The sequence below is a fragment of the Geodermatophilus sp. SYSU D01119 genome, assembly GCF_054049975.1.
Genome location: NZ_JBJGYL010000005.1, coordinates 75,354 through 95,377, shown reverse-complemented (window position 1 = coordinate 95,377; position 20,024 = coordinate 75,354). Strand labels below are relative to the sequence as shown.

The 20,024-nt window shown below is 75.9% G+C and carries 18 protein-coding genes and 1 riboswitch; of the genes, 8 read left to right on the top strand and 10 right to left on the bottom strand.

Annotation, left to right across the window (positions count from 1 at the left end):
• The first annotated feature begins 26 nt into the window (after window positions 1-26).
• The 5 genes from ACI79X_RS05290 to ACI79X_RS05270 all read left to right on the top strand — a co-directional run bounded on the left by ACI79X_RS05290 (window position 27) and on the right by ACI79X_RS05270 (window position 5,201).
• Window positions 27-419 carry a VOC family protein gene (locus ACI79X_RS05290; RefSeq protein WP_457024373.1) on the top strand — a complete coding sequence of 131 codons (393 nt, stop codon included), beginning with the start codon at window positions 27-29 and terminating at the stop codon, window positions 417-419.
• Window positions 420-587: 168 nt separating this feature from the next.
• Window positions 588-1,589, top strand: a complete 1,002-nt coding sequence (locus ACI79X_RS05285) for a hypothetical protein (protein ID WP_457024372.1) — start codon at window positions 588-590, stop codon at window positions 1,587-1,589.
• Window positions 1,590-1,591: 2 nt separating this feature from the next.
• Window positions 1,592-3,136, top strand: coding sequence for a hypothetical protein (locus ACI79X_RS05280; protein ID WP_457024371.1), 1,545 nt, complete (start codon window positions 1,592-1,594; stop codon window positions 3,134-3,136).
• A complete protein-coding gene (locus ACI79X_RS05275) occupies window positions 3,133-3,876 on the top strand; it encodes an ABC transporter ATP-binding protein (protein WP_457024370.1) in 744 nt (247 codons plus the stop codon). The genes ACI79X_RS05280 and ACI79X_RS05275 overlap by 4 nt, the downstream gene beginning before the upstream one ends.
• Entirely contained in the window at window positions 3,873-5,201 is a 1,329-nt protein-coding gene (locus ACI79X_RS05270; protein WP_457024369.1) for an ABC transporter permease, read from the top strand. Before ACI79X_RS05275 ends, ACI79X_RS05270 begins: the two co-directional genes overlap by 4 nt.
• A 69-nt stretch (window positions 5,202-5,270) precedes the next feature.
• Here the strand turns inward: ACI79X_RS05270 and argG are convergent, their stop codons facing one another.
• Window positions 5,271-6,725, bottom strand: coding sequence for an argininosuccinate synthase (gene argG, locus ACI79X_RS05265; RefSeq protein WP_457024368.1), 1,455 nt, complete (start codon window positions 6,723-6,725; stop codon window positions 5,271-5,273).
• 80 nt (window positions 6,726-6,805) lie between these two features.
• Between argG and ACI79X_RS05260 the strand changes: the two genes are divergently transcribed.
• The gene (locus ACI79X_RS05260; RefSeq protein WP_457024367.1) at window positions 6,806-8,089 is read left to right on the top strand and encodes a M18 family aminopeptidase; all 1,284 of its coding nucleotides are present in this window, start codon (window positions 6,806-6,808) and stop codon (window positions 8,087-8,089) included.
• A 60-nt stretch (window positions 8,090-8,149) separates the two neighbouring features.
• Here ACI79X_RS05260 and ACI79X_RS05255 read toward each other — a convergent pair whose 3' ends face one another.
• The 6 genes from ACI79X_RS05255 to ACI79X_RS05230 form a co-directional block, all read right to left on the bottom strand.
• Window positions 8,150-8,545: a hypothetical protein gene (locus ACI79X_RS05255; protein WP_457024366.1), complete on the bottom strand. Its 396-nt coding sequence runs from the start codon at window positions 8,543-8,545 to the stop codon at window positions 8,150-8,152.
• Window positions 8,546-8,619: 74 nt separating this feature from the next.
• Entirely contained in the window at window positions 8,620-9,345 is a 726-nt protein-coding gene (locus ACI79X_RS05250) for a DUF72 domain-containing protein (protein ID WP_457024365.1), read from the bottom strand.
• Window positions 9,346-9,353: 8 nt separating this feature from the next.
• Entirely contained in the window at window positions 9,354-10,196 is an 843-nt protein-coding gene (locus tag ACI79X_RS05245; RefSeq protein WP_457024364.1) for an SDR family NAD(P)-dependent oxidoreductase, read from the bottom strand.
• A gap of 24 nt (window positions 10,197-10,220) precedes the next feature.
• A complete protein-coding gene (locus tag ACI79X_RS05240; RefSeq protein WP_457024363.1) occupies window positions 10,221-10,874 on the bottom strand; it encodes a class I SAM-dependent methyltransferase in 654 nt (217 codons plus the stop codon).
• A gap of 8 nt (window positions 10,875-10,882) precedes the next feature.
• A complete protein-coding gene (locus ACI79X_RS05235; RefSeq protein WP_457024362.1) occupies window positions 10,883-11,815 on the bottom strand; it encodes an aggregation-promoting factor C-terminal-like domain-containing protein in 933 nt (310 codons plus the stop codon).
• A 214-nt stretch (window positions 11,816-12,029) separates the two neighbouring features.
• Window positions 12,030-12,194, bottom strand: a riboswitch (cyclic di-AMP (ydaO/yuaA leader).
• Window positions 12,195-12,345: 151 nt separating this feature from the next.
• Window positions 12,346-13,230 (bottom strand): DivIVA domain-containing protein, encoded by an 885-nt coding sequence (locus ACI79X_RS05230; RefSeq protein ID WP_457024361.1) that lies wholly within the window; start codon window positions 13,228-13,230, stop codon window positions 12,346-12,348.
• A 267-nt stretch (window positions 13,231-13,497) separates the two neighbouring features.
• Here ACI79X_RS05230 and ACI79X_RS05225 point away from each other — a divergent pair, with 267 nt between their 5' ends.
• Window positions 13,498-14,643 carry an LLM class flavin-dependent oxidoreductase gene (locus tag ACI79X_RS05225; RefSeq protein WP_457024360.1) on the top strand — a complete coding sequence of 382 codons (1,146 nt, stop codon included), beginning with the start codon at window positions 13,498-13,500 and terminating at the stop codon, window positions 14,641-14,643.
• Entirely contained in the window at window positions 14,640-15,263 is a 624-nt protein-coding gene (locus tag ACI79X_RS05220) for an FMN reductase (protein WP_457024359.1), read from the top strand. The genes ACI79X_RS05225 and ACI79X_RS05220 overlap by 4 nt, the downstream gene beginning before the upstream one ends.
• Before the next feature lie 62 nt (window positions 15,264-15,325).
• On the opposite strand, the gene ACI79X_RS05215 is transcribed toward ACI79X_RS05220, so the two are convergent.
• From ACI79X_RS05215 to ACI79X_RS05205, 3 genes are all read right to left on the bottom strand, one after another.
• Window positions 15,326-16,900 carry an FMN-binding glutamate synthase family protein gene (locus ACI79X_RS05215; RefSeq protein WP_457024358.1) on the bottom strand — a complete coding sequence of 525 codons (1,575 nt, stop codon included), beginning with the start codon at window positions 16,898-16,900 and terminating at the stop codon, window positions 15,326-15,328.
• Window positions 16,901-16,974: 74 nt separating this feature from the next.
• Window positions 16,975-18,447, bottom strand: a complete 1,473-nt coding sequence (locus tag ACI79X_RS05210; protein ID WP_457024357.1) for a GntP family permease — start codon at window positions 18,445-18,447, stop codon at window positions 16,975-16,977.
• A gap of 17 nt (window positions 18,448-18,464) precedes the next feature.
• The gene (locus ACI79X_RS05205) at window positions 18,465-20,009 is read right to left on the bottom strand and encodes a gluconokinase (protein WP_457024356.1); all 1,545 of its coding nucleotides are present in this window, start codon (window positions 20,007-20,009) and stop codon (window positions 18,465-18,467) included.
• Window positions 20,010-20,024: the final 15 nt, after the last annotated feature.

Genomic DNA, 20,024 nt, shown 5'->3' with positions numbered 1-20,024 from the left:
GTATGCGCGGGTCGAGGATGGGCGGCATGGACGTGCTGAGCAGCCGGGTGCTCCTGCGGCCCACCGATCCCGAGCGGTCGCAGGCGTTCTACCGGGACGTGCTGGGGCTGGCCGTCTACCGCGAGTTCGGCCCGCCGGAGCACCGCGGGCTGGTGTTCTTCCTCGGCAACGGCCTGCTCGAGGTGTCCGGGCGGGCCGCCGAGCCGCCGCGTGGCCTGGCCCTGTGGGTACAGGTGCGGGACCTCGCCGCGGAGGTGGACCGGCTCTCGCGGGCCGGCGTCCCCGTCGTCGACCCGCCCGCGCGCAGGCCGTGGGGGCTGCTCGAGGCGACGGTGACCGACCCCGACGGCGTCGCGCTGGTGCTGGTCGAGGTGCCGGCCGACCACCCGCTGCGGGTCGACGTCCGCCCGCCCGGCTGAGCGCCCCCGGCCCCGCACCGGGCGGGGTCCCCGTGCGGAGGCGTCCAGGGACGTGGCGGACCACCCGCCCCGTCCCGGGACGACACCTCGGGAATCCGTCCCGAGGATGATGTACGCAGCGGTTCCGGCCCCCTACCGTGCGCTCAACATCGTCCGCCGGGAGGCCTCGTGCACGTCCGTCCTGCTCTCGCCCGGGTGTCGGCCGTCGCCGCCCTGGCACTGCTGCTGTCCAGCTGTTCGGGCTCGGACGGGGACTCCGGTGCGGCGACCGGCACCGCCGAGCAGACCTCGCCGCTGTCCGAGTACCTCGACGCGGTGTACGGCGGCGACCTGTCCCCCGAGGAGCAGGAGCGCCGGTTCGCCGAGGAGCAGGAGCAGGTGGAAGAACTCGTCGCCCGCTGCATGCAGGAGCAGGGCTTCGAGTACACGCCGAACACGCAGTCGGCCACCTTCGTCTCCTCCGAGGACGTCGAGTGGGAGCCCGACGACCGGGACTGGGTGAGCCAGTACGGGTACGGCGCGGTCAACTCCCCCTACAACGAGCAGCCGGTGCCGGAGGAGGAGTACGTCGACCCCAACGCCGACTACGTGGCCAGCCTGTCGGAGTCGGAGCAGACGGCCTTCTACGAGGCGCTGTCGGGCCCCGTGCCCGACGAGGAGGACCTCGCCGAGGACGGCTCCTACGAGTACGACTGGACCACCGCCGGGTGCCAGGGAGCCGCACAGCACGAGGTGGCCGGTGAGGACCCCTCGCAGTCCGAGGAGTTCGCGTCCCTGTTCGCGGCCATCGACGAGCTGTACACCAGCACCGCCACGTGGCCGGGCATGGCCGACCTCGACCGCGAGTGGGCCGAGTGCATGGACGCCGCCGGTCACGGGGGTCACGTCACCCAGGCCGACGCGCAGAACTCCGTCCACGACGAGCTGAACGCGATCTACGAGGACGTCGCGGTCTCGGAGGACGGCACGTCGACCGGTGAGCCCGACCAGGCTGCCCTCGACGCGCTGGCCGAGCGCGAGGTGGAGCTCGCCCTGGCCGATCTCGGCTGCCGCGAGGAGACCGACTACCGCGACCGGTCGACCGAGATCACCCACGAGGTCGAGGAGCAGTTCATCGAGGACCACCGGGCGGAGCTGGACGCGCTGGTCGCCGCGGCGGAGCGGGACTGACGGTGACCGGACCGGACGAGGAGGGCCTCGACCTCCCGGCCCGGGCCGGGACGCGGCCCTCCCGGCGGTCGGCCTGGCTCTCGCTGCTGCACCGCAACCGCCCACTGTGGGTCACCGCCGCGGTCGCGGTCGTCGCACTGGTCGCCGGGCTGCTCACCGGCCGGTTCCTGGTCGCACCGGACGCCACCGGGACGGATGCGCCGGCACCCGGCCTGGTGACCGTGCCCGTGGAGTTCGGAGCGCTGAGCAACGACGTCACCATCCGGGGCGAGGTCGGGTACGCCGACTCGGTCGAGGTCACCATCGACACCTCCGCCGTCCCCGGGCCCGCCGTCGTCACCGGCCAGGTGCCCGAGGTCGGCTCCGAGCTGGACGCCGTGGAGGTGGCCCTGGAGGTCGCCGGACGTCCGGTCGTCGTCCTGCCGGGGGAGCTGCCGGCGTACCGGACGCTGCGCGTCGGGGTGTCCGGACCCGACGTCGTCCAGTTCAAGGAGGCCGTGCGCGCCGTCGGCCTGGACGCCGGCGATCCCGGCAACGACGTGTTCGACCAGACCGCGGCCGCCGCGGTCACCGCGCTCTACGCCCAGGCCGGCTACCCGCCCCCGGCTCCCGAGGAGGGCTCCGCGGACGGCGTGCTGGCGGCACAGGACGCCGTCCGGGGTGCCGAGCAGGCCGTCGCGGCAGCGCAGGCCGAGCTGACCAGCGCCCGGAGCGGACCGTCGGCGGTCGACGTCCGGGAGGCGGACAACGCGGTCGCCAGTGCGCGGCGCGCTCTGGACGCCGCCCTCGCGGCGACGCCCGACGACGCGGTCGCCATCGGGGACCTGCGGGACACCCTCGCCCTCGCGCAGCTGCGGCGCCAGGCACTCGACGCCCCGGCCGACACGACGGCGCAGCGCGCCTCGCTGTCCGCCGCGGAGGAGCAGCTCGCCCAGGCGCGGGAGGAGCTCGCGCGGGCGCGGCAGGCCGCCCTCCCGGCGCTGCCCGCCGGCGAGGTCCTCTACCTCACCCAGCTCCCGCGCCGGGTGGACGCGGTGGAGGCGCGGCGCGGCGCGGTCCTCCAGGGCGCGGCGATGACCGTGTCGGGAGCCACCCTCAGCCTCTCGGGCACCGTGGCCGTCGCGGACGCCCGGCTGCTCAGCCCGGGCATGACGGCGGCGTTCGACCTGCCCGACGGCACCGAGCACGCCGCCACCATCACCGAGGTCACCCCGGGTGAGGGCGAGGAGGCCCGGTGGACGGTGCAGCTGGAGCCCGCTCCGCTCACGCCGGAGCAGGTCACCGAGCTGCAGGGCGCCAACGTGCGGGTCCGGATCCCGGTGGGGGCGACGGACGGTGACGTGCTGTCGGTGCCCCTGGCCGCGCTGAGCGCCGGCCCTGGCGGGGAGGCGCGGGTCGAGGTCGTCGAGGGCGACCCCCGTGACGGCGCCCGCGCCGAGACCCGGACGGTCGTGGTCGAGACCGGGCTGGCCGCCGACGGCGCCGTCGAGGTCCGCCCCGTGGAGGGCGACCTCGAGGAGGACGACCTCGTGGTGGTCGGCCGGTGACGGCGGGGCCTGCGGCGCCGGCCGTCGACCCGGCGACGGAGCCGCTGCCGGCTCCGCTGCCGGCCGTGCCGCCGGCGATCGAGCTGCGGGACGTCACCCGGTCGTTCCCGGGTCCCCCCGAGGTGCAGGCGCTCAAGGGGGTCAGCCTGTCCGTCACCGATGGCGACTACGTCTCCGTCACCGGCCCCAGCGGGTCGGGGAAGTCCACGATGCTCAACGTCCTCGGGCTCCTCGACCGCCCCACGGTCGGTGAGTACCGGCTCGGTGGGGTGCTGACCGGGTCGCTCGACGAGGACGAGCGGGCCGCCCTGCGCGCCCGGCACCTCGGCTTCGTCTTCCAGGCGTTCCACCTCATGTCCCGGCGCAGCGTGCTGGAGAACGTGCTGCTGCCCATGCTCTACAACGGCACACCGCGCGCGGAACGGGAGCCCCGCGCCCGGGAGGCCCTCGAGCGGGTGGGCCTCGGGCACCGCGTCGACTTCCTCCCCGGGACCCTCTCCGGAGGGGAGCGGCAGCGGGTCGCCGTGGCCCGCGCCGTGGCCTCGCGTCCCCGCGTGCTCCTGGCCGACGAGCCGACCGGCAACCTCGACCAGGCCACGTCCGCGGGGATCATGGCCCTGTTCGACGAGCTGCACGCCGGCGGGCTGACCCTGGTGGTCATCACCCACGACGCGGACGTCGCGCGGCGGGCCTCCCGGCGGATCCGGCTCGCCGACGGCCGCGTGAGCGAGGCGGGGTGACGGGCCGGGCCACCCCGCCGACCGGCCCGCGGCGCGTGCCCCGGCCCCACGTGCCGGCCCGCCCGCGCCGGCGGCCCGTCCCCACCCCCGGTGGGCCGGTCGAGCCCGCCGACCGCTTCCGATTCACCGACCTGCTCGGCGAGGCCACGGCGGACATCGGCTCCCGGCCCGGGCGCCTGGTGATGACGATCCTCGGCACCGTGCTCGGCATCACCGCGCTCGTCGCCACCATCGGCCTCGCCCAGACCGCCGCCGCGCAGATCGCCCGCCAGTTCGACGCCAACTCGGTCACCCAGCTCGTCGTCACCCCGCGGACGGCGAGCACCGGGGGCGGGACGACCGTCGCGACGACGGCGCTGCCCTGGGACACCGTCCCCCGGCTCGAGCGGCTGGCCGGTATCGAGTCGGCGGCGCTGCTGGCCGAGGTGCCACTGCCCGAGGCCGTCGTCACGACGGTGCCGGTGAACGACCCGTCGCAGCCGCCGAGCGCCCCTCCCCCGGTCTACGCGGCCTCCGACCAGCTGCTCGACACGCTGGGCGGGCAGTTGTCCACCGGCCGCTTCTTCGACGCCGGACACGACAGCCGGGCCGACCGGGTGGCGGTGCTGGGCGCCCGGGTCGCCGAGCGTCTGGGCGTCGTCCGGGTCGACACGCAGCCCTCGGTGTTCATCGACGGGATCGCCTACGCCGTGGTGGGCGTGGTCGACTCGATGGACGCCCGCGCGGAGTTGCTCGGCGCGGTCATCCTCCCCACCGGGACGGCACGTGCGGACTTCGGACTGCCCGCCCCCGGCGACGCGCAGGCCCGCATCGCCGTGGGCGCCGGTCCCCAGCTGCGGAGCCAGGCCGCGCTGGCGTTGGCGCCCGACGACCCGGAGAGCCTGGAGGTGAACGCCCCGGACGGCCGGTCCGAGCTCGGTCGGGACGTGCAGGCCGACGTGAACGAGGTGTTCCTCGTGCTGTCGGTGATCGTGCTGCTCGCCGGCGGGGTGGGCATCGCGAACGTGACGACGCTGTCGGTCATGGAGCGGGTCGGCGAGATCGGCCTCCGCCGGGCGATCGGCGCGACCGGGCGTCAGATCGCCGGGCAGTTCGTCGCCGAGTCGGTCGTCGTCGGCCTGCTCGGCGGCCTGATCGGCGCGGCGCTGGGGGTGTTCGCGGTCGTCGGCGTCTCCGTGGTGCGGGACTGGACTCCCGTGGTCGATCCGTGGATCGCCCTGGGCGGTGCCGTGCTCGGCGCGGTGGTCGGCCTGGTGGCCGGTGGCCTCCCGGCACGCCGAGCGGCCCGCATCGAGCCCGTCGACGCCCTCCGTGGGGGCACCTGACCGCCGCCCCGGCCCCTCCCGCTCCGTGACCGCTTGCCGTCAGTCGCAAGCGGGAGGCGGCCCCTGCCGTCAGTCGGTGCCGGACTCCATGGCCGCGCGGTCGAGGGCCTCGTCGTCGACACCGGCCACGGCGCGGCCGGCGATCGCCTCGGCGCCGCCCTCGGTCATCCCGTCGATGAGGCCGGTGGCCGCCGCCTGGGCCGCGCCGATCACCGCGGTGTCGCCCCCGCCGCCGCCGACCATGCCGAGCCGGGCGTACTGCTCGAGCTTGGCGCGGGAGTCGGCGATGTCGAGGTTGCGCATCGTCAGCTGGCCGATCCGGTCGGTCGGGCCGAACGCCGGGTCCTCGGTGCGCTCCATCGACAGCTTGTCCGGGTGGTAGCTGAACGCCGGGCCGGTGGTGTCGACGATCGACCAGTCCTCGCCCCGCCGCAGCCGCAGGGTGACCTCGCCGGTGACGGCCATGCCGACCCAGCGCTGCAGCGACTCCCGCAGCATGAGCGCCTGGGGGTCCAGCCACCGGCCCTCGTACATCAGCCGGCCCAGCCGCCGGCCCTCGGTGTGGTACGTGGCGAGGGTGTCCTCGTTGTGGATCGCGTTGACCAGCCGCTCGTAGGCGGCGTGCAGCAGCGCCATGCCCGGCGCCTCGTAGATGCCGCGGCTCTTGGCCTCGATCACCCGGTTCTCGATCTGGTCGGACATGCCCAGGCCGTGCCGGCCGCCGATCGCGTTGACCTCGAGCACCAGGTCGACGGCGGAGGCGTACTCCTTGCCGTTGACCGACACCGGCCGCCCGTTGGCGAAGCCGATCGTCACGTCCTCGGTCTCGATCTCCACGGCCGGGTCCCAGAACCGGACGCCCATGATCGGCTCGACGATCTCGATGCCGGCGTCGAGGTGCTCCAGCCGCTTGGCCTCGTGGGTGGCGCCCCAGATGTTGGCGTCGGTGGAGTAGGCCTTCTCCGCGCTGTCCCGGTAGGGCAGGCCGTGCGCGGTCAGCCACTCCGACATCTCCTGCCGGCCGCCGAGCTCCTCGACGAACGCCGCGTCCAGCCACGGCTTGTAGATGCGCAGCGACGGGTTGGCCAGCAGGCCGTACCGGTAGAAGCGCTCGATGTCGTTGCCCTTGAACGTCGAGCCGTCGCCCCAGATGCCGACGCCGTCCTCGAGCATCGCGCGCACCAGCAGCGTGCCGGTGACCGCGCGGCCCAGCGGGGTGGTGTTGAAGTAGCTGCGCCCACCGGAGCGGATGTGGAAGGCGCCGCAGGTCAGGGCTGCCAGGCCCTCCTCGACCAGCGCCTCCCGGCAGTCGACCAGCCGGGCGATCTCGGCGCCGTAGGCGGAGGCGCGGCCGGGCACCGAGGCGATGTCGGGCTCGTCGTACTGGCCGATGTTCGCGGTGTAGGTGCAGGGGACGGCGCCCTTGTCGCGCATCCAGGCGACCGCCACGGAGGTGTCGAGACCACCGGAGAAGGCGATCCCGACGCGTTCGCCGACGGGCAGGGACGTGAGCACCTTGGACACGAGAGAGATTATGCACGACCACGCATGACCATTCACGACCGGGGTCGGGCAGCCATCGGTCCGTCGGGCAGGATCGCAGGGTGCCCGACCTCTCCTCCGGCCTCTCCCTCGGCGACGACCTGCGGGCCCTCGTCGACGCCTCCCCGTCCCCCTTCCACGCCGTCGCCGAGCTCACCCGCCGGCTGACCGCGGCCGGCGCCACCGTGCTGGCCGAGGACGACGCCTGGACCCTCGCCCCCGGCGGCCTGTACGCCGTCGTGCGCGGCGGCAGCGTCGTCGCCTTCCGGCTGGGCGCCGCGCCGCTCGCCGAGGCGGGCATGCGGCTGGTCGGCGCGCACACCGACTCCCCCACCTTCCGGGTGCGCCCGCGCTCCGACGTCCGGCAAGCGGGCTACCGGCTGGTCGGCGTCGAGCCCTACGGCGGCGGGCTGTGGCACACCTGGCTGGACCGGGAGCTCACCGTGGCCGGCCGGGTGGTGCTGCGCGGCGGGGACACCGAGCTGGTCCGGCTCGACGGCGCCCCGCTGCGGCTGCCGTCGCTGGCCATCCACCTCGACCGCTCGGTGCGCGAGGGCCTCACCCTCGACCCGCAGCGGCACCTGGTCCCGGTGTGGTCGCGGGACCTCGGCACCGAGCCCGGCCTGACCGAGGCGCTCGCCGCGGCGGTCGGCGTCGCGGCCGCCGACGTGCTCGCCTCCGACCTCGTGCTCGCCGACACCCAGCCGGCCGGGACCACCGGCGCCGACGGCACGTGGATCGCCGCGCCCCGCCTGGACAACCTGGCCAGCTGCCACGCCGGGGTGACCGCGCTGCTCGCCGCCGCGCCCGGCCGGCGCACCCAGGTGTTCGTGGCCAACGACCACGAGGAGGTGGGCAGCGGCTCGATGTCCGGCGCGCGCGGCAGCTTCCTCGAGGACGTCGTCCGGCGAGTCGTGGCGGTCACCGACCCCGGCGACCCGCAGGCGCTGCCCCGGGCGCTGGCCCGCTCGCGGCTGGTCTCGGCCGACATGGCCCACGCCGTCCACCCGACCCGGTACGACCGGCACGAGCCCGCGCACGCCCCGCAGCTCGGCGGCGGACCGGTGGTGAAGGTCAACGCCAACCAGGCCTACGCCACCGACGCGGCCGGCGGCGCCTGGTTCGCCGAGCGCTGCGCCGAGGCCGGCGTGCCGGTCCAGGAGTTCGTCTCCCGCGCCGACCTGCCCTGCGGCTCCACGATCGGCCCGCTGACGGCGACCCGGCTGGGGCTGGCCACCGTCGACGTCGGCGCGCCGATGCTGGCCATGCACTCCTGCCGCGAGCTGGCCTCGGCGCTCGACGTCCCGCTGGTGGTGGGCGCGCTGACCGCCTGCTTCGAGGACTGACGAAGGACCCCCTGCCCCCCACCGCTCGCACGCTCGCGGCGGGCCCCTGCACGGGGCCGGCTACGCGGACGGGGACTGCCCACCCGGCTGGGGCGGCGAGCGGCGGACGACGTCGGCGAAGGACTCCTCCAGCCGCGCCCAGGTGGAGCTCCACTCCACGAGCGGGTCGAGGATCCGCTCGAAGACGGCGAGCTGCTCGTCGAAGGCCTGCAGCTGCCCGACCAGGCCCTCGATGAGCTGCCGCTGCGCCTTCACCGAGGCGGCGATCGAGCGGACCTGCGCCGCCGACAACGCCCCCGGCGGCGAGGGCAGCCGCGGCAGCGTGAACCCCGACGGCACCGCCCCCGCGGCGAGCCGGGTGGCCCGGTCGGTGAAGCCGCGCAGCTGCGTGACGAAGTCCTCGACCGTGCGCGCCACGCGGCCGCCGTCGCGGGGTGTCTCCTCCGGCTCGGTCACGTCGTCCTCCCCCGGCTCCGCCCGCCGCTCCCGGCGGGTCCCGGCCCAGTCTCGCGGCAGCGGCGGGCCCGCGCTCAGCCGACCAGGGCCCGCAGCGTCTCCGCGTCGCGCACGGCGTGACCGTGGCCGTCGTTGTTGAAGTAGGCGTAGACGTCGCGGCCCTGCCCGGCCCACTCGCCGATCCGGTCGGCCCACCAGCGCAGGTCGGCGTCGGGATAGGAGCCGGCGTACAGGTGCGCCGGGTCGGGGCCGTGCAGCCGGACGTAGACGAACGGCGCGGTCGCGCGCAGCACGCACGGCAGTCCGGCGCCGCTCATCACGCAGTAGGCGGCGCCGTGCCGCTCCAGCAGCCCGAACACGGCCTCGTCGTGCCAGCTCGGGTGCCGGAACTCCACGGCCACCCGCATCCACGGCGGCACCAGCGCCAGGAAGTACGCGAGCCGGGCGTCGTCCCGCGCCGCCGCCGGGTGCAGCTGCACCAGCAGCACCGCCCGCCGGGGGCCGAGCTCGTGCCAGGCCGCGGTCATCCGCTCGACCCACGCCTCGGGGCCGTACAGCCGCTTCGCGTGGGTGAGCCCGCGCGGGGCCTTGACCGACAGCTGGAAGCCTTCGGGCAGCCGCCGCCGCCACGAGGCGAAGGCGGCGGTGCGCGGCCAGCGGTAGAAGCTCGCGTTGAGCTCCACGGTGCCGAACCGGCGCACGTAGTGCGCCAGCCGGTCCCGCGGCGGGGTCCCCGGCGGGTACAGGACGCCGTCCCAGTGGTCGTAGCTCCAGCCCGACGTGCCGACGTGGACGGCCACCGGCGGGCTCAGGCCCCGCGGCGGAGGCCGGCCAGCCGCGCCGCGCCGGCCAGGGCCCGCCCGTAGGAGCCGGGCGCGAGCCGCACGAGGACGTCGGGCACGACGGCGCTGGCGCCGATGAGCAGCCGCGGGCGGCGGCGCTCGACCGCCTCGACGATGCGCCGCGCGGCCCGGTCGGCCGGGTAGCGCAGGAGCCGGGAGAACTCGGCGGTGCCCCGCGCGGCCTCCACCGGGTCGACGCCGCTGCCCAGCCGCGCGGTCTCCGCGATCCGGGTGGCGATGCCGCCGGGGTGCACGCTGGTGACGCCCACGCCGTCGTCGGCGAGCTCGTGGCGCAGCGCCTCGGCGAACCCGCGGACGGCGAACTTGCTCGTCGCGTACGCCACCTGCCCGGCCGGCGCCATGAGCCCGAACAGGCTGGACACGCAGACGACGTGCGCGCCGGGGTGCGCCCGCAGGGTGGGCAGCAGGGCGTGGGTGAGCCGGACGGCGGCGCGCAGGTTGACGTCGAGGACCCAGTCGAACTCCTCGAGGGTCACCTGGTCGAACCGGCCGGCCAGCGCGACGCCGGCGTTGTTCACGAGCAGCGTCGTCGCGGGGTGGTCGCGCACGAGGGCGTCGGCGGCCCCGCGCACCTGCCCGGCGTCGGCGAGGTCGGCGACGACGGTGTCCACCGTGCGCGCCGGGGAGGCGGCCCGCACCGAGGCCGCGACGCGCTCGAGCCGGTCGCCGTCGCGGTCGAGCAGGACGAGGTCGGTGCCGCGGGCGGCGAGCTGCGGCGCCAGGGCCGCGCCGATGCCGCTGGCGGCTCCGGTGACGACGGCGGTGCCGCTGAAGTCGAAGGGGCGCACGCCGCGGACGCTAGCCGCAGCGGGTCAGGGCAGCCGCCAGACGGTGGTGCGGCGCAGCCCCGGACCCTCGGTCTCGGGGACGTCGAGGGCGAGCACCGGCTCGAGCCGCTCGTGCGGGAGGTAGGGGCGGCCGGGGTCGCCGACCAGCACCTCGCAGCCCCGGGCGCGGGCCCGGTCGAGGAAGGGCAGCACCCGCTCGGTCATCTCGCGGTCGTAGCAGACGTCGCCGGCCAGGACGACGTCGACGGCGGGCGGCTCGCGGTCGAGCACGTCGCCGGTGACGCTGATGCCGGCCACCCCGTTGAGACCCGCGTTGACGCCGACCGCCGTCCGGGAGAACGGGTCGACGTCGCTGGCGAGCACGTGGCGGGCGCCGGCGAGCACGGCGGCGACGGCGACCAGGCCGCTGCCCGACCCGAGGTCGAGCACGCGCCGGCCGGCCAGCGGCACCGCGCCGTCGAGCACCGCGCGGGCCAGCGCCTGGCCGCCGGGCCAGGCGGCCGCCCAGAACGGCGGCGCCTCACCGGCGCCGCCGGCGGCGTCCTCCATGGCCTCCCAGAGGGCGACGACGTCGTCGGCGACGTGCAGCCGCACCTCCGGGACCAGCGACGGACGCCGGACCTGGGTGTGCGCACGGACGAACCCCGCGGGCACGACCCGGGTACCGGCCTCCGTCACCGTGCCGGTCAGTACCAGCCGGTCGACTGGGAGTGCGCCCAGGCCGCGCACGGGGAGCCGTAGCGCTCCTCGATGTAGATCAGGCCCGCGTCGATCTGCCGGTAGCCGTCGGAGGTCTTGGCGATGCCGGTGCTGGCCCAGGTGGAGTCGAGGAACTGCGGGATCCCGTAGGCGGTGCTGCTCGGGTTCTGCGCGTTGGGGTTCCAGCCGCTCTCCTTGCCCCACAGGCTCTCGAGGCAGGAGAACTGCTCGCCGCTGCCGACCTTGCTCATCGCGTACTCCTTGAAGGAGCCGCGGGCGGCCGGGGCGGCGGAGGCGGCCGGCGCCGGGGCGGCGGCGGAGGTCGACTGCTGCTGCGCGGCGGCCGCGGCGGCGGCCTGCTCGGCGGCGGCGGCCTCGGCCGCGCGGGCGGCCTCCTCGGCGGCGCGGCGGGCGGCCTCCTGCTCGGCGGCGATCCGCGCGGCCTCCTCGGCGGCGCGGCGGTCGAGCTCGGCCTGGTCGGCGGCGGCCTGCGCCTGGGCGGCGGTGGTCTCCTCGGCCGAGCGCTGACTGCGCGAGGCGGCGAGGTCCTCCAGCGGCGCGAGGTCGGTCTGCTCGACCACGGTCGCGGAGCCGGCCGGCTGCTGCGGGATGCCGAGCTGCTCGGCCACGCTCACCGAGGCGCTGACGGTCTCGGTGCCGGCGGAGGCGGCGGGGCTGCTGGCGGACAGCACGCCGACGACGAGCGCGCCGGCGGCCGCGGCGCCGAGCAGCAGCGCGGGGCGGCGGGGGCCCATCGGCGGGGAGCTGCGGCGGGCCCGGCGGGCCCTCGCGGGCCGGACGGCGTCGAGGACGGCGGTGTCGGTGCTCTCGGTGACGGACTCGACGGCGGTGCTGTCGACGGCGGAGGCCTCGACGGTCGCGGGGGCGTCGGCGGCGGCGGTGCGGGTACGGGAACGCATGAGGGGGTGGGTGCTCCGAGGGAGAGTGCGCGGCAGCCCCGGTCAGGGGCGGCGCTGCGCGGTCTGGCGGATGTCGCGGTCCACGGGTCCCGGCGGCGGGGCGCCGGTGGCAGGCAGGTGGGAGCCGGCGTCAGGCGGACGCGGGGGCGCGCATCGCGCGCGCGGCTGCACCTGCGGGCCGGGGAGGCCCGGAGGCGGGCATGCGGAGACTCTCCGTTCCTTCCGGAAGCCGCCTACCGGGTTAGCTGACGGGTTCGGGCGGGAAGAAGCCCTACGCACCAGGCGAGCGGGTGCTCGCCGGGGTGCGATTCACCCCAGGACTGCGGTGGGTCCCCGGCTCGCGCCCACGGGTGCGGACACGACTCGGCGGCGTCCGGTCAGGCTCCCCGGGTGGGGACGAGACGACCGACCGGACGCGGCCACGGTAGGCGTCGTTACCGGTCCGTGACAACACGGGACCGGAGATGCCGGTGGGACGGCCGAGGCCGGCGGGGTCCCGCGGGACCCCGCCGGACGGGCGTCCGCGCCGGTCAGGAGGCCGCCGCGACCTCGGGCCGGCTGCCGCCCTGCAGCACCGTGAGCTGCGACGCACCGCCGTCGGCGGCGGCGGTGCCGTCCGCGGGGGCGGCCGGGCCGTCCGCGGCGGCGGACTCGCGGCGGTCGGCGAGGACGGCGACGTCGCCGGGCAGCGCCCCGGCCACGACGGCGAGCGCCTCGTCGAGCTGGCCGGTCAGCCGGCGCAGCCACTCGCGGGCCTGCTCGCACCGCGCGTACAGCGGGGCGAGCTCGGACTCCAGCGCGCGGCGCCGCTCGAGCGCCTCGGCGTCGGCCCGGGCACGCGCCTCGGCGGCCTCCCGGTCCAGCCGGTCGCGCTCCTCGGCGGCCGCGCGGCGCAGGCCGTCGGCCTCCCGCCGGGCCGCCTCGAGGACGGCCGCGGCCTCCGACCGGGTCTGCTCGCGCAACGCCGCGACCGCCTCGCGCATCTCCGCGACGCCCGACAGGCGGGCCGCGGCCTCGGTCCGCGCGTCGTCGAGGACCTGCCGGGCCTCCTCCTCGGCGGCGGCCGTCAGCGCCGCGGCCTCGCGCTCGGCCCGCTCGTACAGAGCCCGCGCCTCCTCGGGCCCGGGCGCGGCGTCGCGCTCGCGGACGAGCGAGGACAGCCGGGCGCGCGCCGCCTGCAGGTCGGCCGAGACGGCGGCGTAGCGGGTGAGCAGGTGGTCGTTCTCGCGGCGCAGGACGAGCACCTCGGTCTCGGCCCAGTCCACGTACGCGTCGACCTGCATGCGGTCGTAGCCGCGGACGGCGCCGGTGAACACCGGAGCCGTGCCGAGCAGGCCGTCCAGGCCACCGCCCGGCCGGGGCCCGGCCCCGTCCTCCGCCCGCTGCTGGGCGGTGCCCTGATCCTGCTGCGCCATCCCGGTTCCCCCTCGGTGCGCGTCCGACCCGGCCCGTCCCGGCGGACCGGAGACGGTGATCACAGGCTCCCACCGCCGGGAGCCGGCGGGCCGGGCCCGGGAGGGCCCTGCGGACGGCTGCGGAGTGGGGACATCCGGCCGTGCCGGACCGGTCACCGAACGCGACGGGAAGGTCACGGCACGGTCACGCGCACCTGGGGAATGCCTGCGGGCGCACGGCGTTGCAGACGGTACCGTAGTTGCGCTCTCAACTAGATGGAGGACGAGATGCAGTTCGGGATCTTCACGGTCAGCGACATCACGACCGACCCCACGACCGGCCGCACGCCCAGCGAGGCGCAGCGGATCCAGGACGTGGTCACCATCGCGAAGAAGGCCGAGGAGGTCGGGCTCGACGTCTTCGCCCTGGGCGAGCACCACAACCCGCCGTTCTTCTCGTCCTCCCCCACCACCACGCTGGCCTACATCGCCGCGCAGACCAGCCGGCTGCAGCTGTCGACGTCGACGACGCTGATCACCACCAACGACCCGGTGAAGATCGCCGAGGACTACGCGATGCTGCAGCACCTCGCCGGCGGCCGCGTCGACCTGATGATGGGCCGCGGCAACACCGGCCCGGTCTACCCGTGGTTCGGCCAGGACATCCGCAACGGCATCCCGCTGGCGGTCGAGAACTACGCGCTGCTGCGCCGGCTGTGGGACGAGGACGTCGTCGACTGGTCCGGCCGGTTCCGCACCCCGCTGCAGGGCTTCACGTCCACGCCGCGGCCGCTCGACGGCGTCCCGCCGTTCGTCTGGCACGGCTCGATCCGCAGCCCGCAGATCGCCGAGCAGGCCGCCTACTACGGCGACGGCTTCTTCTCCAACCACATCTTCTGGCCGAAGGAGCACACGCAGCGGATGGTCGAGTTCTACCGCTCGCGCTTCGAGCACCACGGCCACGGCCGCGCCGACCAGGCGATCGTCGGCCTCGGCGGTCAGGTCTTCATGCGGAAGAACTCGCAGGACGCCGTCACCGAGTTCCGGCCCTACTTCGACGAGGCGCCGGTCTACGGCCACGGCCCCTCGCTCGAGGACTTCTCCCGCGAGACGCCGCTGACCGTCGGCTCCCCGCAGCAGGTGATCGAGCGGACCCTCGGCTTCCGCGACTACGTCGGCGACTACCAGCGCCAGCTGTTCCTCATCGACCACGCGGGCCTGCCGCTGAAGACCGTGCTCGAGCAGCTCGACCTGCTCGGCGAGGAGGTCGTGCCGGTGCTGCGCCGCGAGTTCGCCGCCGTCAAGCCCGCGCACGTGCCCGACGCCCCCACCCACGCCTCGCGCGTCGCCGCGCGCGGCGGCGCGGTCGACCCGACCGTGCACGCCGCCGGCGACGACGTCACCGGGCGCACCGCCGAGGAGGTCCCCGCATGACCACCCGCACGCTGGCCGTGGTGAGCGCCGGGCTGTCGACGCCGTCGTCGACCCGGCTGCTCGCCGACCGGCTGACCGCCGCGACCGTCGCCGCCCTGCGCGAGCGGGGCGAGGACGCCACGGTGGAGGTCGTCGAGCTGCGCGAGCACGCCCGCGACCTCGCCGACGCCTTCGTCACCGGCTTCCCGAACGCGGCGCTGCGCGCGGCCGTCGAGACCGTCACCGGGGCCGACGGCGTCGTCGCCGTCACCCCGGTGTTCACCGCCTCCTACAGCGGACTGTTCAAGTCCTTCGCCGACGTGCTCGACAAGGACGCGCTGACCGGCAAGCCCGTGCTCATGGCGGCCACCGCGGGCACGGCGCGGCACTCGCTCGTGCTCGAGCACGCGATGCGGCCGCTGTTCGCCTACCTGCGGGCGGTGACGGTGCCGACGGCGGTGTTCGCGGCCAGCGAGGACTGGGCCGGCGGCGACGGCAACAGCGCCGAGCTCAGCGGCCGGATCACCCGCGCGGCCGGCGAGCTGGCCGACCTGGTCACCGGCCGGCCGGCGTCGGCCCGGCCGGTGGACCCCTTCGCCGACGTCCCCTCCTTCGAGCAGCTCCTCCGCGGCGAGGCATAGCGGAAGGACCCCCTGCCCCCACCACTCGCAGGCTCGTGGCGGGCCCCTGCAGGGGGCCGGGGTCAGCCCTGCGCGTGCTCCGACGGGGGCGCCGAGCCGCCCTGGGGTGCCTCGGCCGTCATGAGCGCGACGACCTCCGCGCGGTCGGCGGCCGAGGGCAGCCCCCACCCCGGCTCGTAGCCGTAGACCTCACCGAGCGGCGTCGAGGCCGTCCGCCCGGTGAGCACCTCCACCGAGCCGGTGTCGATGAGCCCGGGGTGCTCGACGCCACACGCCTCGGCGACCTTGAGCAGGTCGCGGCGCAGCGTGGCGACGTAGTTGGCCAGCCGCACCGACTTCCGCTGCGGGTCCAGCCCGTGCGCCAGCCACGCGTTCTGGGTGGCGACGCCGGTGGGGCAGGTGTCAGTGTGGCACTTCTGCGCCTGGATGCAGCCGATCGCCAGCATCGCCTCGCGGGCGATGTTGACCATGTCGCAGCCGAGCGCGAACGCCACGACGGCGTTGTCGGGCAGGCCGAGCTTCCCGGCGCCGACGAAGGTGACCCGCTCGGCCAGCCCGCGGCGGGCGAAGGCCGAGTACACGCGGGCGAAGCCGAGCTGGAAGGGCAGCGACACCGAGTCGGTGAAGATCAGTGGCGCGGCGCCCGTGCCGCCCTCGCCGCCATCGATCGTCACGAAGTCCACCCCGCGGTCACCGGCGGCCATGAGCGAGGTCAGCTCGTCCCAGAACGCCATGTCCCCGACGGCGGACTTGATGCCCACCGGCAGCCCCGTGGCGTCGGCCAGGAGCTCGACCCAGTCGAGCAGGCCGTCGGCGTCGGTGAACTCCGCGTGCCGCGACGGGCTCACGCAGTCGACGCCCTCGGGCACCCCGCGGGCCGCGGCGATCTCCGCGCTCACCTTCGCCGCCGGCAGCACCCCGCCCAGGCCCGGCTTGGCGCCCTGGCTGAGCTTCACCTCCAGCGCCCGCACCGGCGCCGAGGCGACGAGGTCCTGCAGCCGGCGCAGATCGAAACGGCCCCGGTCGTCGCGACAGCCGAAGTAGGCGGTGCCGATCTGGAAGACGAGCTCACCGCCGTGCCGGTGGTGCACCGACAGGCCACCCTCTCCCGTGTTGTGCAGGCACCCGGCCAGCGCCGCCCCGCGGTTGAGCGCCTCGACGGCGGCCCCGGACAGCGAGCCGAAGCTCATCGCCGACACGTTGACCACCGACGCCGGCCGGAACGCCCGCGCCCGCCCGCGCGGCCCGCCCAGCACCTTGGCCGAGGGCAGCGCGACGTCGGCCGCCGAGTGCGGGTGCGACGGCGGGACGGCCCCGCCGAACGTGCGGTGGTTGATCACCGGGTACCCGGCCGTGTACTCGAGGTCGTTGTCGGTGCCGAACCCGAAGTAGTTGTTCTCACCCTTCGCCGAGGCGTACACCCAGCGCCGCTGGTCGCGGGTGAAGGGCCGCTCCTCGTTGTTGCCGGCCACCAGGTACTGCCGCAGCTCCGGCCCGATCGACTCCAGCAGGTACCGGGCGTGTCCCAGCACCGGGAAGTTGCGCAGCAGCGTGTGCTCCCGCTGCACCAGGTCCCGGGCGGCCACCGCCGCCACCGCGCCGAGCCCGGCCACCGCCGCCCGCGCCGCACCCCTCATGACGACTCCTCCCCGCTCCGTTGCGGTCCGGCCGTCATCGTGGCGCGGAACGGCGCCGTCCGCGTCCCCTGCGGCTAGAGGAAGAGGCTGAGCACGAGCGCCAGCGCGAAGCCGATCGTCCCGAGCAGCGTCTCCATGACCGTCCAGGTCTTGAGCGTCGTCTTCTCGTCCATCTGGAAGAACCGGCTGACCAGCCAGAAGCCGGAGTCGTTCACGTGCGAGAGCACGGTCGCCCCGGCGGCGATGGCGATGACGATCAGGGCGAGGTCGATCGAGGACAGCCCGTCCGACACCTCGATCACCGGCGCCATAAGGCCGGCGGTGGTGGTCAGGGCGACCGTCGCCGAGCCCTGCGCGATCCGCAGCAGGACCGAGACCACGAACGCCGCGACGATGACCGGCAGGCCGATGTCGCCGAGGACGTCGGCCAGCGCGGTGCCGATCCCACTGGCACGCAGGACGCCGCCGAACATGCCGCCGGCACCGGTGATGAGGATGATCGCGCAGACCGGGCCCAGGGCGCTGTTCACGATCGACTCGACCTGGGCGCCGCTCTCCCCCCGCCGCCGGCCGAGCACCAGGATCCCGACCAGCACGGTGATCAGCAGCGCGACCGGGGTGGCGCCGACCAGCTGGCCGGCCCGGACGACGAAGGACGACTCGTCCATCGCTCCCGCCGTGGCGAGCGTGGTCAGCCCCGTGTTGAGGAAGATGAGCACCAGCGGGAGCAGCAGGATGCCCACCACCGTGCCGAAGCGGGGCGACGCCGGGCGGGTCGCGGTGCCGGCCCGGCCACCGGCGGAGGAGCCGCCCGACGCGATGGCCGGCGAAGTGCCCTCCACCGAGGGGTCCGGCTCGTCGTCGGCCGTGCGCGGGGAGCCGTCGGCCAGGATGTCGGGGACGGCGACGTCGTACCGGCGCCCGGCCCACAGCCCGAACAGGTAGCCGCCGAGGTACCAGGTGGGCAGGCCGATGAGCAGCCCGAACACCAGCGTCAGCCCGATGTCGGCCCCGACCAGCTCGGCGGCCGCGACCGGCCCCGGGTGCGGCGGCACGAAGGCGTGCATGACCGCGAAGGCGCCGGCGGTCGGCAGGCCATAGGTGAGCAGCGAGCCGCCGAGCCGGGCGGCCACGGTGAACACGATGGGCAGGAAGACCACGAGGCCGGCGTCGAAGAAGATGGGGAAGCCGAACAGCAGCGCGGCCACGCCGAGGGCGAGCGGTGCCCGCTTCTCCCCGAAACGGCCGATGAGGCTGTCGGCGAGCACCTGGGCCCCGCCGCTGTGCTCCAGGAGCCGGCCGAGCATCGCGCCGAGGCCGACCAGCAGCGCGACGTTGGCGAGTGTGCTGCCGAACCCGCTCGTGAGGGTGGTGACGACGTCCTCGAGCGGGATCCGCGTGGCCAGCGCGGTCAGGAGGCTGACGAGGATGAGCGCCAGGAAGGCGTGCAGCTTGAGCTTCATGATCAGGAACAGCAGGACCCCCACCGCGGCGGCGGCGATGAGGAGCAGCGGACCGGCACCCAGTACGGGCTCGACCTCGGGCATGGCGGTTCCTCCAGGGCTCAGGCGGGGGTCTGGGACGGGGTGTCGTCGAGGGCGTCGAGGGTGGTGAGCACGTCGGCCAGCGCCCGCGTCGACTGCTCGACCAGCGGCCGGGTGCGGGCGTAGAGGTCGGCGGCGGCGCGGTCGGGCTCGACCGGGTCGGAGACGCCGACCAGCGCAGTGGCGGCGTCGAGGTCGGGCAGCGCGCCGAGCGCGTGCAGGCCGAGCAGGCAGGCGCCCAGCCCCGTGCCCTCGGGCGAGTCGGCCACCCGCACCGGCAGGTCGAGCGCGGCGGCCAGCGTCGACACCCACAGCGGCGAGGCCACCGCGCCACCGGTGGCGCGGACCTCGCACACCGGCAGCCCGGTGGCCGAGAAGGCGTCGCGCACCAGCGCCAGCTGCTGGCACACCCCCTCGACGGCGGCGCGCACCAGGTGCCCGCGGCGGTGCTCGCGGCGCAGGCCCACGTAGGCGCCGCGCAGGCCCGAGCGCCACCACGGCGCCCGCTCGCCGAGCAGGTAGGGCAGGCACAGCAGGCCGGCGCTGCCGGCCGGCACGCCCGCCGCCTCCTCGAGCAGCCGGGCGTCGAGCTCGTCGGCCTCCTCGCCGCCCAGCGCGTCGCCGTCGGCCAGCGCCTGCGCCGCCCAGCGCACCACCGAGCCGCCGTTGTTCACCGCGCCGCCGACCACCCAGTGGTCCTCGGTGAGCGCGTAGCAGAACAGCCGGTGGGCGGGGTCGACCGTGGGCGCGGGGACGACGACCCGCATCGCCCCGCTGGTGCCCAGCGACACCGCGGCCACCTCCGGCCGCACCGCGCCGATGCCGAGGTTGGCCAGCACGCCGTCGGAGGCGCCGAGGACCAGCGGCGTGTCCCGCGGCAGGCCGGCCGCCGCGGCCACCTCGGGGCGCAGGCCGGGCAGCACCGCCGTCGTCGGCAGGACCTCGCCGAGCTGGGACGCGCGCACCCCGGCGACGTCGAGCGCCTCGGCGTCCCAGGCGCCGGAACGGATGGCGTAGAGCCCGGTGGCCGAGGCGCAGGCCCGGTCGAGCACCTGCGGCCCGCCGTGCAGGGCCGCCACGACGAGCTCCTTGACCCCGCCCCAGCGCGGCACCGACGCGAGCCGGTCGGGGTCCTCGGCGCGCATCGCGGCGAGCTTGAGCAGCGGCGACATCGGGTGCACCGGCGTCCCGGTGCGGGTGTGCAGCCCGCCGGCCCGGCCGTCGGCGCGCAGGGCCTCGGCGAAGCCGGCGGCGCGGTCGTCGGCCCAGGTGACCACCGGGCCGAGCGGGCGGCCGTCGTCGTCCATGGGGACCAGGCCGTGCATCGCCGCGGACAGGCAGATCCCGACCACCCGGTCGCCGCGCTCGCGGGCGGCGGCGCTCACGGCGGCCAGCGCCTCGACCGCGGCGTCGGCCAGCCGCCGGGCGTCGAGCTCCGCGCGCCCGGGCGCCGGCACCGACAGGCGGTAGCCGACGCTCACCAGGTCGCGCACGCGGCCGTCGGCGCCGGCGGTCACCGCCTTGGTCGCCGTCGTCCCGCTGTCCAGCCCGACCACGACGTCCATGACCGCGATCCTGCC